Below are 12,265 nucleotides of genomic sequence, written 5' to 3'. Positions count from 1 at the left end.
GTCCTGCTCAGCCCTTGGTGGCCAGGGCGAGGAGCTCGCCCTTGGTCTCGATGGGGATGTCCTGCTGCGCCCGCCGGGTCCATGGCGTGAGGGCCTTCTGGACGCCGAGAAGCAGGATGTCCGCCCCGGCCGCCAGCACCACCGAGCCCACCGCGGCGGCCAGGGCCGGGGTGGCGAAGGACTGCTGGATGCCGAGGATGATGTAGGAGCCGAGGCCACCCTGGCCGATGAGGGCGGTAACCGTGACCAGGCCGATCGTCGTCACGGTGGCGATGCGCACGCCGGCGATGATCACCGGCAGGGCGAGGGGGAGCTCGACGCGCCAGAACAGTTGACGCTCGCTGTAGCCGACGCCCCTGGCCGCCTCCCGGATGTCGGCGGGCACGACGTCGAGGCCGGCCACGGTGTTGCGGATGATGATCAGCAGCGTGTAGCTGACCAGGCCGATCTCGGCGCTCAGGGTGCTGAGCCCGGTGTAGGGCACCAGGAAGGCGAACAGGGCGAGGGCCGGGATGGTGTAGAGCAGGCTGGCGAAGGCGCTCACCGGGCCGTACACCCGCCGGTGGCCGTAACTCAGGATGGCGAGCGGGAAGGCGATCACGCTGCCGAACACTACGGCGATCGCCGTCAGCTCGATGTGCTGGACGGCGAGGTGGGCGATCTGGCTGAGGTGGAGGCCGAGCCACCCCCAGTCGACCAGGGGGTCGGCGAGGATCACGGCTGGAGAGAGGTCATGCCGGGTCGGAGACGCCGGTCGAGACCTGCTCCAGGGTGAGGATGCCGCAGTAGCGCCCCTCATCAACCACGGCGGCGACATGGGTGCGGCTGGTGACGATGGCGTCAAGCGCCTCCCGCAGCGAGCTGGAGGGCGCCACGGCGGCGCTGAACGGGCGGGCCTGGGCCTCGCCGACCTTCTCGTGGCCCTCCAGGGCGTGCTGGTCGACCCAGCCTTTCAGGTGGCCGTTCTCGTCGACGACGACGGCCCAGTCGAGGCCGCCCGCCGCCATCGCCTGGATGGCTTTGGCGACCGGGTCGTCGGGGTGCACCACCGGGCCGGGGTCGGCCTCGATGCTCTTCACCTGGGCCAGGGCGAGGCGCTTCAAGCCCCGCTCGGCGCCGATGAAGTCGGCCACGAACGTGGTGGCGGGCGCCCGCAGGATCTCCTCGGGGGCGGCGTACTGCTCCAGGGCACCGCCCGTGTTGATGATGGCGATGCGGTCGCCGAGGCGCATCGCCTCGTCGATGTCGTGGGTCACCAGCACGATGGTCTTGCGGATCTGGCTCTGCAGGTGGAGCAGCTGCTCCTGGAGCCGCCCCCTGACGATGGGGTCGACGGCGCCGAAGGGCTCGTCCATCAGCAGGACCGGGGGGTCGACCCCGAGGGCCCGGGCCACGCCCACCCGTTGGCGTTGCCCGCCGGACAGCTCGGAGGGGTAGCGGGCCAGCAGCTCGGCGTCGAGCTCCAGCATGGCCGCCAGCTCGGTCACCCGCTGGGCAGTGCGCTCCTTGTCCCAGCCGATCAGGCGGCAGACGGTGCCGATGTTCTGGGCAACCGTGCGGTGGGGCAGGAGGCCGATGCTCTGGATCACGTAGCCGATGCGGCGGCGGAGCTCGACCGCCTCGATGCTCATGACGTCGACGCCGTCGACCTCGATGGTGCCACCGGTGGGCTCGATGAGGCGGTTGATCATCCGCAGGATCGTGGTCTTGCCTGACCCGGAGGGGCCGACCAGGATCACGGTCTCGCCCTCGGCCACCTCGAGCGAGAACGCAGCGACCGCCGGCGTGCGGGAGCCGGGGAATTGTTTGGAGACGTTGCGGAGCGTGATCACGCCGGTTGATTGTCGGCTGTGGGCGGCGGGTAGGCAAGCGGGGGGCGGTCCGGCCGGGCCGCCGAGCTCCGGGGCACGCCGCCTGGGGCCGGGTCGGGGCGAAGTCGGGGACTTTCGTCCCGGATTCCGGGACAAATGTCCCGAAGGTCGGGCGCCGCTCAGTCGATAATCGTCAGCCGGGCAGAAACGTCCCGATTCGCCGCCGACCGGACGGCGTAGCCCCGCATCTTCGACGGCGCCGCGGTCAGGATGAGACGGGCAGCCCCGCGCTCTACGAGGGCGATCTTGATGAGCTCGTCCACGAACGACGGGGCACTGGCCTGGACCTTCGAGCAGTCAATGGACAGCTCGGAGCCACTCAAGTCGTTTGGCTGGGATCCAAAAAGCCTTCTCGCCTGGTCGCGCGTCCCCATGAGGGATGGCGTCTCTAGCATCTGAGTAGTCATTGCATTGGGCTCTCTCAACCTGAGGGTCGGCACGGAATCCGGGCTGCAACCAATGTACCGGGGATGCCCCGCGTAGCCCTTACTTCCTGGCCGCCCCTCCGGCACACTGCCACAGCGCTGCCCGAGTGCACGACCAACTCGCCGCCGAGCGCCGTAACGCTCTCGACTGTGGAGGGCAATCCCTGACCTCGACCTCGTTCACCTGAGGCGCTCACATCCGCAGTAAGGGCCAGGCGCAGTGCTTCTGAATCACTCGACGGTTCAAACCGCGAAGTCAACGAGGCCCGTATACCGATCCCCGAGTCTCCGATGGCGACCACGACGTATTCATTCTCTGACTCGCGACGAAAGGTTTGTCCCGCTGCAAATGCCCGAGCAGCGCCTGAATGCTGGACGGCATTTGAGCCCAACTCGGTCAGTGCCTCAAAAAGGGCTATAGCCACGGCAGGATCCACTGTCCCCTCGATCCGAGACCAAACCAAATTGGCGACCTCTTCTGTCTCCCACTCCGAACGGATCTCTAGCAAGGAAACCAATTGATCGGCTCCGGGCCGGACACGCACCGTCGGCAACGAGGGTCCCTCCAGGACGGCGGCTGTGTCCGTGAGAACCCATCCCATTCGCATCCGCGACAAATAACTTGCCACTTCTTGCCTAGTCGGCAAGATGACGTGGGGAGACGCACCGCGAGATGCGTTTCCATCCGCTAGGCACGCAACTCCTACGATTCCGCAGACATCCACAAATGTGGTCCCCCCCAGGTCGATCGTGCGTTCGTCGTTAAGCGAACTTGCGAACGTATCGAGATCGAGGGATCCGATAACTCGAAGGCCCATGAGGGTGAGGCTACAGCCAATGACCGAAACGTAGCCCTTGGGGGCGTCCAGACATGCCTATCCTTGGTGGTGATGAACACTCATTACTCCACTTGCATTCGCCGTACCGTACCTCTACGCTATCACACGTCTTAGTGTGTTGTGATGGTTGGAAGTGCGTATGGTACAGGCAAAGCGTGAAAACAAGAATCGGGACCCGGGTCTCCCCTTTTTCACCCCGCAGGAGGCGGATGACTTCCGGGCCCTCGTTGTCGCGGAGTGGGCCAAACACGGCGTGGCGATGGCCGTCGGGGAGGGGAAGGGCCATCTGGTCCCCGAGGGCGGCCGCGGTCCGCACGCCGGGCTGTGGAACGTGGGGGCCGACTGCCTGCGGGAGCGGCGCTCGCTCTGGCCGGAGATCATCGCCCGGCACGTGAAGATCGGGTTGGTCGATCCGGTGCAGGAATTCATGAACCTGTCGCCCAGCGCCGTGCGGCGCAGCGTGTACCTCCGCCTGGTGGCCGCCAACTCCATCCCCGAGGGGTGGTGCACGTACGCCCGGGATGTCGCCCCCGGCCTGGTGGAGGTGCTGAACATCCACCGGCGCGAGGCCTCGGCGCTCGTCTCCGACCAGTACCTCGACCAGCTGGGCGGGCTGGAGAAGCTCCGGGAGTGGGGCGAGGCCAACCTGCGCATCCTCGAGGTGAAAGCCAAGGGCTGCGAGATCCTGGTCTCCCCGGAGGGCGGCATCTTCCGGGTGCTCTACGACGAGTCCACGTTCACCGCCAGCCGGATCCTCACCCCGGACCGCCTCCTGCAACAGCTCTACGGCTCGACGTCGATGGGCCTCGGCATGGTGGTCGCCCTGCCTAACCGCAACGAGGTGGCGGTGCACCGCATCGAGGACGACTCGCTGCTCCAGTCGATCGGCGCACTCGCCAAGTTCGCCCGGCTGCAGTACCGGGACTCCCCCGGGCCGCTCTCCTACCACGTGTACTGGGTGACCGAGGATCGCTTCGAGCAGGTGATCGGCGCCGACCGTCACGGTGGTGCCGTCCCGATGGTGAGCCCGGCCTTCGCGGCAGTGATGGACCAGGCGATGCGCATCCCGGCGCCCTGGGCCGCCGGGCCGTCCAAGCCGGGGCTATCGGCGCCCAGGCGGGCCCGCCGAGCGGCGGGGGAGCGACGCAACCGCCCGGTCGCGATGTAGCCCTGCAGCTGGGAGGTGTGCCTGGGCGAGCACTCGCCGGGTCAGGCGGGGAGCCGGGCGACCGGGTACGCCGCGAACACCTGGTCAACGGTGACCAGGGTCAGCCCTTCTGCCATTGCCTGAGCGACGAGCAGCCGGTCAAACGGATCCCGGTGGTGCCGCGGCAGAGATCGCTGAGCCCAGGCATGGGCGGCCGTAATGGGGAGCAGGGCGAAGCCTTCATCGGCCACCACTTCTGGGAACGAGTCCGGGACGTCGATGCGCCCGAGGGCCGACTTGATGGCAACTTCCCAGATGGTTCCCACCGATACGACGACCTCGTTACCGGGGCCTTCGATAGCGAGCCGGTGGTTCGCCGGCAACTGCGGGTCATCGGCCAGCCACCACACGACGATGTGCGTGTCGAGGAGCAGCCTCACGAATCAGGCAGGCCGAAACCCCGGGCGAGGTCGGGCGGCAGGGGCGCGTCGAAGTCCGGGCGGACGGTGATCTGCCCGGCTAACCGCCCAGGACGCCGGGGCGTCGTGGGCGCCGGGCGGACAAGCCGGGCTACGGTCACCCCGTCGCGGGCGATTTCGATCTCCTCGACGTCGCCGGCCTCGAGAGAGGCGACCAGGCGAGAGAGATGGGTCTTGGCATCGTGCATATTGACCTGCATGTAGCTAGTTTAGCTAACCACGCCGAGCACCGTCGGCCGCGCCCCACTCCGGAGTTTCTTGTGACGCTGAGCCACCTATATGGTGGTTCATGCTCACAAGAATGGCCGCTTATCGACCGGGCGCAAAGTGCCGATACTTGAAGGAGAGAGCGCAGGACGCGCGGGTAATTGCCGGAAGAGGGTGGTCGCCGTGAAGTACGGACCGGAGGACGCAGCGGAGTCGCTGTGCCCCCACTGCCACGGCCGCCCGGCCGCCGCCCACCACCCCTGCCCGCTGGACCTGGAGATCGAGGGCTGCACGTGCTGCGGGGCGTGCGCCAAGACCTGCTCCGACATCCAGCGCCACATCGAGACCCACACCACGCACGTGTTCATGGACCGGGGCCGGGGCGAGATCGAGATCGTCTACATCGATTCCCCGCTCCCCGAGGACGAGGACCCGCTCGGACCGCTGGAGTGGGAGGACCCGGGGGACTTCGGCCTGTCGGCCTGACGCCCAGCAGGTTCCGGCTCAAGGCGCCGGGTAGGGTGACCGTATGGCCACGCCCACGATCTATCCCGATCTCGCCGGACGGGTGGCCGTTGTCACCGGCGGCTCCCGGGGGATCGGCGCCGCCACCGCCGGGTACCTCGCCGCCAACGGCGTCGCCGTGGCCGTGGTCGGGCGGGACGAGGGTGCCTTGTCGTCGGTCGCCGCCGGGATCCAGGAGTCGGGCGGACGGGCGATCGGCGTGCGGGCCGACTGCACCGTCGAGGATGACGTCGTGGCCCTGCGTGACGCCGTGCTGTCCGACCTCGGCGCCCCGGACATCGTTGCGGCGTTCGCCGGGGGGGCCGGGAGGCCGATCCCGGCGTCGGAGGAGACCGCGGCGCACTGGCGCATGGTGCTGGACTCCGAGCTGGTGTCGACCTTCCTCACGGTGTCGGCCTTCCTGCCCGCCATGCTGGAGCAGGGCCAGGGGGTCATCCTCACGATGGCCTCGGCGGCGGCCCGCCAGCCGGCCCGTTCCTCGGCGCCCTACGCCGCCGCCAAGGCCGGGGTCATCGCCTACACCCGCCAGCTGGCCACCGAGCTGGGGCCCAAGGGCATCCGGGTGAACTGCCTGTCCCCCTCCGCGGTCGAGAACGACAAGATGCGGGCCGGGATGACCCCCGAGCAGCGCGAGGCGCTGGGAGCGACCTTCCCGCTGGGCCGCATCGGGCAACCGTCCGACGTGGCGGCCGCCGCGCTGTTCCTGGCCTCTGCCTCGGCGTCGTGGATCACGGGCGTGGTCCTCGACGTGGCGGGCGGGAAGATCATGGTCTGAGCTCATCGCACTCGAGGAGGTCGCGGTAGGCGCGGCCCTACTCGCCCGCCATGCGCCGCAGCGTGGTGACCGTGCGCCAGTTCCTCGTGGTGGCCCGGACCCCGAGGCCCTTCTCCAGCCAGGCGCCGGAGAGCTTGGTGCGCCCGTACCCCTCCGGGAAGTACTGGTACACGTCCTGGCCCACCAGCGTCATGCGCTCGCTCGCCCCGGCCGGGACGCCGAAGGCCTTCGCCTTCTCCGCCGCCGGCGGGGCCCCCAGGAAGGACACGTAGAGCGCCTTGGGATCGGCATCGGGAGTCAGGTAGGGGTTGGCATCCACGAGGACGTCCAGCTCAGCGGCGCTCCGCAGCACGACCGCCGAGGTCACGCCCCCGAAATCGCGGGCGAGGTGGGCCTCGATGTCGGCGGCCTCGGGGGGGCCGCCCCCGGATGAGAACACGACGTTGCCCGACTGGATGTAGGTCGCCACATCGTCGAACCCCATGGCGGCGAAGGACTTCCGGAGATCGGCCATGCTCACGATGGCATGGCCGCCCACGTTGATGCCCCGCAGGAAGGCCACGTAGCGATCGCTCATCCCGATCCTCCTTCGCTGGCGTCCAGCAGGCGCTCCAGGGCCTCCCGGCACACCCGGCTCACGTTGATGTCGATCCCCCGCAACGGGCCTCGTCGAGGCTACAGGAGTTGCGTCCTGGCCCTCCGCGGCGGATCCTTCTGGCCGACATCTACGGCCGAACTTCCGCAAAGGAGGGAGCCATGGCACCGGATTCCGCAGGGCCCACCAAGTTCCTGCTCGGCGAGGACCAGATCCCCACCGCCTGGTTCAACGTCGTGCCCTCGATGCCCACGCCCCCGTCGCCGCCCCTGCACCCGGGCACCATGCAGCCGATCGGCCCGGACGACCTGGCTCCCCTGTTCCCCATGGCCCTCATCGGCCAGGAGGTCACGAGGGAGGAGTGGGTCGACATCCCCGGCCCGGTCCTCGACGTCTACAAGATGTACCGGCCCACACCCCTCTACCGCGCCCGGCGGCTGGAGGCCCACCTCGGCACCCCGGCCCGCATCTACTACAAGTACGAGGGGGTCTCGCCAGCAGGCTCGCACAAGCCCAACACCGCCATCGCGCAGGCCTACTACAACAAGGCCGAGGGGGTGCGCCGGCTGGCGACCGAGACCGGCGCCGGGCAGTGGGGCAGCGCCCTGGCGATGTCGTGCGCCTTCTTCGGCCTCGAGTGCCAGGTCTACATGGTGGGCGCCTCCTACCGCCAGAAGCCGGGGCGGCGCACGATGATGGAGACCTGGGGCGCCCGGGTGACCCCCTCGCCCTCGACGGAAACCGAGGCGGGCAAAGCAATCCTGGCCGGGGATCCCGACTCGCCGGGGTCGCTGGGGATCGCCATCTCCGAGGCGGTGGAGGACGCCGCCAAGCGGGCGGACACGAAGTACGCCCTGGGCAGCGTGCTGAACCACGTGCTGCTCCACCAGACCGTGATCGGCCTCGAGGCCCGTGCCCAGATGGACCTGGCGGGCGACGCCCCCGACCTCATCATCGGGTGCGTGGGGGGCGGCTCCAACTACTCGGGGCTGGCGTTCCCCTTCGTGCCCGACAAGACCCGCCATGGCAAGGACCTGCGCTTCCTGGCGGTCGAGCCCACGGCCTGCCCGACGCTCACCAAGGGCTCCTTCGAGTACGACTTCGGCGACACCGCCGCCACCACGCCCCTGATCGAGATGCACACCCTGGGCCACACCTTCGTCCCGCCACCGATCCACGCCGGCGGGCTGCGCTACCACGGCGACGCCCCCGCCCTCTGCCGGCTGGTGGCCGACGGGGTGGTCGAGGCGGTCGCCTACCCGCAGACCAAGGTCTTCGAAGCGGCGGTCGAGTTCGCCCGGGTGGAGGGCATCATCCCGGCGCCCGAGTCGGCCCACGCCGTCCGGGCCGCCATGGACGAGGCCCGGGCGTGCAAGGAGACCGGCGAGTCGAAGGCGATCCTGTTCGGCCTCTCGGGCCACGGGCTCCTGGACCTGCAGGCCTACCAGGACTTCCTCGGCGGGGACCTGCTGGACGGGTAGCCGCTCGAGCCCGGGTCAGAGGCGGCTGTTGTCCCGCAGGATGCGGAGGGCGTCGACGGTGACGGCGCCCCGCCAGTCGGCTGCGGCCACCGGCGACCAGGCGGGCCAGCCGAAGGTCCAACCGCCGTCGTCCTGCTGGCCGGCGGCGAGGCGGTCGAGCGCCGCCTCGACCTCGCCGGGGGTGAACCAGGCCCGGCCGATGCTGCCCGGAAGGGCGGCGAAGTCGAGGAGCGACATGCCCTCGTCGGAGGCCGCGAGGGCATGGTGGACCTGCTCGCCCACCGCCGGGAGCACCCCTGAGGCCCGCGCCCGGTCGGGGGTGTGCTGGAGGAAATTGATGACCCCGAACAGGTCGTAGGGACCGAGGGCGACCCCCGAGCCGGGCAGGGACTCGATCTCCTTCCACAGCCACGGGACCGCGCCGCCGAGCCAGGGGTGCTCCACGCCCCGGGCGAGCAGGGTGCCGGCGACCCGCCCGGTGGCGATGAGCGACGCCCGGAGGTCGGGCTGGGGCTCCCACCACGGGGCGTGCGGCCAGCCGGCGATCGAGGGATCGACAAAGACGGCGCCGCCCTCGGACGGAGCGTGGGCGGCCAGCCAGTCGCACGCGCCGGCGACGAGGCCCCTGTCCCAGGCGCCGCACTCGTCGAGGACCCGGAGGGCCACCTCGATGGTGCCGGGCTGGGAGCCGGGCGCCCGGCAATCGGGCTCGAGGGCGTGGCCGAAGCCGCCGTCGGCGGTGCGGTAGGCGGCCACTGCGTCCCGCACAGCTGCGGCCGGGCCGCCGCGGAAGAGGCACTCGAAGCGGCGGCGGTCGAGGATGCGGGCACTGGCGGCGAGGAACTGGGCTGCGGCGTCTACATCGGGTCTGGTCATGGGTCCATCCCACCACGAGGCCACCGCCGGTTCTTGCATGAAACGGCCATCCTGCTGGCAGACTGGGGCGATGGACCGGCGGGCTGGATACCAGGAGTGGCCGGCCCCGGCCGCCTCGGCGGGCTCGGTGGCCTGCCTGTGGTCCCGGGTGGTCGGCTCCGGTGGTGCCGACCCGGCCCTCGTGCTCCCCGACGGTTGCGTCGACGTCATCTGGTGCTCGGGAGGCGACCCGCTGGTCGCCGGCCCGGACACCGGCCCAGCCCCGGTGCGCCTGGCTTCGGGCACCGTCCTGATCGGCGCCCGGTTCCGGCCCGGTGCCGGCGGGCCCGCCCTCGGGCTCCCGCTGCACGAGCTGCGGGACCGGCGGGTAGCGCTCGGCGATGTCGCGCCGCAACTCGCCCGCCGTCTCCCGGGCCACCTCTCCCCCACCGAGGCGCACCAGCGGGTCGTCCGGCTCGCCGGGGAGCTGGCGGAGGCCGGGCCGCCCGACCTGCTGGTGGCCGAGGCAGCCCGTCGCCTCGACGCGTCGCAGACGACCGGTATGGTGGCCCGGGGCCTGTTCCTCAGCGAGCGGCAGCTCCGGCGGCGCTTCGATGCGGCTGTGGGCTACGGCCCCAAGACCCTGCACCGGGTGCTGCGCTTCCGGCGGTTCCTCGCCGGCGTGGAGTCCCGCAGCGCGGGGGTAGGGCTGGCCCGGCTGGCGTCCGCCGCCGGCTACGCCGACCAGGCCCACCTGACCCGGGAGACCCGCGAGCTGTCCGGGATGACGCCCCGGGAACTGGTAGGGCTCTGGCGGCGGTAGGCCGCCCGGGTGGGGGCTCGGCAACGGCAGTCGGCTCCATACCTGCACGCGTGGTACAGCCCCTGGCTGTACGGGGCCACCAAGAAAGCCCCGGTCGGGCGGGGGTCTGGACCGCCGCGCCCTCGGACCGGCGGTAGGCCGCCCGGGCGGGCCAGGCAACGGCAGCCGGCTCCATACCTGCACGCGTGGTACAGCCCCTGGCTGTACGGGGCCACCAAGAAAGCCCCGGTCGGGCGGGGGCCTGGACCGCAGCGGCCCTCAGCTCAGTGCTGCAGGATCACCTCTCGGGGGGCGGCCACCCAGCGAGTCGTGGTGGTGGGCCGGGCGCCGAATCCCCCGCCGGCGGTCTCCTCGATCGGCGGGTCCAGCAGCAGGACCGACAGGCCCTTGAACAACACCGGGCGCACCCGGGTACCGACGTCCACGAACTGTTCCGGCTCCGGCTCCCGGCCGTCGGGATCGAGGGCGATGTCGATGGCGGGCGCCAGCAGGCGCAGCTGGCGGTAGGTGATCTGGCCGACGGCGTCCTCCAGGTCCGGCAGCCACAGGAAGATGCCGTCCTCGCCGGAGGCGTGCAGCGCCACCGCCGCCAGGGCACCGACGACGCCCCGGTCCGAGCCGCCGAAGCTCGCCAGGTGGACGTGGACATCGGGGGCGACCGCCTGGGCCGTTGCCACATCGACCACTGACGATTTGGCCTGCTGGCCGAAGTTGGTGAGCCGCATGGCGGTCTGGGCGTCCTCCCACGCCGGCTCCCGGGCGATGGCGACGCCGGGCGCGGACCCCGGCCCCCGCTCCGCCTCCAGGAAGGCGGAGACGAAATCGACGAAGGCGGAGGGCTCGAGACGGTGGCTGGCCTTGAGGGCGAGGCAGAGGGCGACGTTCTCGGAGGTGGCCTCCACCCCCGGCCCCCGGTAGAGCTGGTGGCGGGTGACCCCCATGGCGGCGCCCACCCGGTCGGCGTCGAGGGCCTGGATCAGGCTGACCGCCAGCGCGCCCGTGCCCCGGCTGCCCTCGCCGTCGGTGTCGTCGATGCCGATCAGGAGGTTGGTGGTGGCCAGAGACGAGGTCGGGTCAGGCATGGCGCTCTTTTTACCACTGCACGGGCGTTATGCCTCGCCCCCCGGAGAGCCGCCGGGTGCCCCCGGCCGGCGGCCGAACCCGAAGATCGCCTGGCAGCGCATGGCCGACGCCGCGTCGCCCTCCACACTCGCCCGGCCGCTCATCAGGGCCTCGATGGGGTCCAGCTGCCCGGCGCCCATAGCCATGAAGGTGACGAGGTCGGTGTGCAGGACCATGGACGGATCCCGGGCCACGCCCGGGCCGGTCACCAGGGTGGAGTCGTCCACGGCCATGTGGAAGACCTCCGCTCCGATATGCATCTCGTAGGTCTCGTGCACGCCCCGGGCCGCCTCGGCATTGAAGGTCGCCCGCATGGCGCTCGGCCCCCACCCCGGCTCCCGTTCCTGAGCCCCGGCCACCGGGGGCGGGAAGCCGAACATCTCCACCACCTGGCCCGCCGCCACCGCCGAGCCCTGCATGGTGGCGCGCCCCGAGGCGACGGCCTCGAGGGGGCTGACGTTGCGGGCGCCGATCGCCATGAGGGTCTCGACGTCGCAGGTGTACACGAGGTCCGGAGCGGTGGCCGGTCCCTGCCCGGCAACGAGGACCCCGTCGTCCACCCGCAGGTGGAACACGTCGCCCTCGACCTCGAACTGATAGGTGGCATGCACCCCGGCAGCCGCCGCCGGATCGAACACTGCCTTGAAGGCCATCACGCCCCAGCCCGGGCGCAGGACATCGGTCGAGGAGGGCCCCGCCGGCGGCATGGCCTCCATCCCCCACCGAGCCAGGGCGATGAGGGCGGGCTCCAGGCCCCGCCCGCGCCCGGTCAGGTCGTAGACCACCGAGCCGGCCGGGGCCGGGAGGGTGCGCTTGACGATGATCCCAGCCTCCTGCAGCTCCTTCAGGCGCCGGGCGAGCAGGTTGGTGCCGATGCCCGGGAGCCCCTCGAGCAGTTCCTTGTAGCGCTGCGGGCCCACCAGGAGGTCGCGCAGCAAGAGCAGGGTCCAGCGCTCCCCCACCACGTCGAGTGCGTGCGCCAGCCCCTCGAACTGCCCATAGGTACGTTTCGGCATGTCGCCAGCCTATCGGAAGCCAATGCTGCACAAAGCAAAAGTATCTACTTGTTAATCCTATAGGAATCGCAGTACGATACGGCGGCACGAAGCGCACCGGATCGA

14 protein-coding genes are annotated in these 12,265 nt (G+C 70.6%); 5 read left to right on the top strand and 9 right to left on the bottom strand.

Annotation, left to right across the window (positions count from 1 at the left end):
- Positions 1-7: 7 nt before the first annotated feature.
- The 3 genes from VFW71_05975 to VFW71_05965 form a co-directional block, all read right to left on the bottom strand.
- Positions 8-718: an ABC transporter permease gene (locus VFW71_05975; GenBank protein HEU5002312.1), complete on the bottom strand. Its 711-nt coding sequence runs from the start codon at positions 716-718 to the stop codon at positions 8-10.
- Positions 719-731: 13 nt separating this feature from the next.
- The gene (locus VFW71_05970; protein ID HEU5002311.1) at positions 732-1,832 is read right to left on the bottom strand and encodes a betaine/proline/choline family ABC transporter ATP-binding protein; all 1,101 of its coding nucleotides are present in this window, start codon (positions 1,830-1,832) and stop codon (positions 732-734) included.
- Positions 1,833-1,990: 158 nt separating this feature from the next.
- Positions 1,991-2,194, bottom strand: a complete 204-nt coding sequence (locus tag VFW71_05965; protein ID HEU5002310.1) for a hypothetical protein — start codon at positions 2,192-2,194, stop codon at positions 1,991-1,993.
- A 1,200-nt stretch (positions 2,195-3,394) separates the two neighbouring features.
- On the opposite strand from VFW71_05965, the gene VFW71_05960 reads away from it, so the two are divergent.
- Positions 3,395-4,303 (top strand): hypothetical protein, encoded by a 909-nt coding sequence (locus tag VFW71_05960; GenBank protein HEU5002309.1) that lies wholly within the window; start codon positions 3,395-3,397, stop codon positions 4,301-4,303.
- A 41-nt stretch (positions 4,304-4,344) separates the two neighbouring features.
- On the opposite strand, the gene VFW71_05955 is transcribed toward VFW71_05960, so the two are convergent.
- Positions 4,345-4,722, bottom strand: a complete 378-nt coding sequence (locus tag VFW71_05955; protein ID HEU5002308.1) for a type II toxin-antitoxin system VapC family toxin — start codon at positions 4,720-4,722, stop codon at positions 4,345-4,347.
- Positions 4,719-4,961, bottom strand: coding sequence for a type II toxin-antitoxin system prevent-host-death family antitoxin (locus VFW71_05950; GenBank protein HEU5002307.1), 243 nt, complete (start codon positions 4,959-4,961; stop codon positions 4,719-4,721). The genes VFW71_05955 and VFW71_05950 overlap by 4 nt, the downstream gene beginning before the upstream one ends.
- 190 nt (positions 4,962-5,151) lie before the next feature.
- On the opposite strand from VFW71_05950, the gene VFW71_05945 reads away from it, so the two are divergent.
- Together VFW71_05945 and VFW71_05940 are read left to right on the top strand one after the other, a co-directional pair.
- Positions 5,152-5,454, top strand: a complete 303-nt coding sequence (locus VFW71_05945; protein ID HEU5002306.1) for a hypothetical protein — start codon at positions 5,152-5,154, stop codon at positions 5,452-5,454.
- A gap of 43 nt (positions 5,455-5,497) precedes the next feature.
- On the top strand, positions 5,498-6,268 hold the full coding sequence (locus VFW71_05940) for an SDR family oxidoreductase (GenBank protein ID HEU5002305.1): 771 nt from the start codon (positions 5,498-5,500) through the stop codon (positions 6,266-6,268).
- 37 nt (positions 6,269-6,305) lie between these two features.
- Here VFW71_05940 and VFW71_05935 read toward each other — a convergent pair whose 3' ends face one another.
- Complete coding sequence (locus tag VFW71_05935; protein ID HEU5002304.1) at positions 6,306-6,845, bottom strand: DUF1697 domain-containing protein; 540 nt, start codon at positions 6,843-6,845, stop codon at positions 6,306-6,308.
- A gap of 179 nt (positions 6,846-7,024) precedes the next feature.
- Between VFW71_05935 and VFW71_05930 the strand changes: the two genes are divergently transcribed.
- Positions 7,025-8,344, top strand: coding sequence for a TrpB-like pyridoxal phosphate-dependent enzyme (locus tag VFW71_05930; GenBank protein ID HEU5002303.1), 1,320 nt, complete (start codon positions 7,025-7,027; stop codon positions 8,342-8,344).
- Positions 8,345-8,359: 15 nt separating this feature from the next.
- On the opposite strand, the gene VFW71_05925 is transcribed toward VFW71_05930, so the two are convergent.
- Complete coding sequence (locus VFW71_05925; protein HEU5002302.1) at positions 8,360-9,220, bottom strand: hypothetical protein; 861 nt, start codon at positions 9,218-9,220, stop codon at positions 8,360-8,362.
- A gap of 70 nt (positions 9,221-9,290) precedes the next feature.
- Here VFW71_05925 and VFW71_05920 point away from each other — a divergent pair, with 70 nt between their 5' ends.
- A complete protein-coding gene (locus VFW71_05920; protein HEU5002301.1) occupies positions 9,291-10,022 on the top strand; it encodes a DUF6597 domain-containing transcriptional factor in 732 nt (243 codons plus the stop codon).
- A gap of 263 nt (positions 10,023-10,285) precedes the next feature.
- Here the strand turns inward: VFW71_05920 and VFW71_05915 are convergent, their stop codons facing one another.
- On the bottom strand, positions 10,286-11,104 hold the full coding sequence (locus VFW71_05915) for a hypothetical protein (GenBank protein ID HEU5002300.1): 819 nt from the start codon (positions 11,102-11,104) through the stop codon (positions 10,286-10,288).
- Between the two features lie 27 nt (positions 11,105-11,131).
- Positions 11,132-12,160, bottom strand: a complete 1,029-nt coding sequence (locus VFW71_05910) for a winged helix-turn-helix transcriptional regulator (GenBank protein HEU5002299.1) — start codon at positions 12,158-12,160, stop codon at positions 11,132-11,134.
- Positions 12,161-12,265 lie beyond the last annotated feature (105 nt).

This window comes from Actinomycetota bacterium (assembly GCA_035765775.1).
Taxonomy (GTDB): Bacteria; Actinomycetota; CADDZG01; order JAHWKV01; family JAOPZY01; genus DASTWV01.
The sequence above is the reverse complement of the archived record's forward strand: the minus strand, read 5'-3'. Positions and strand labels throughout refer to the sequence as shown.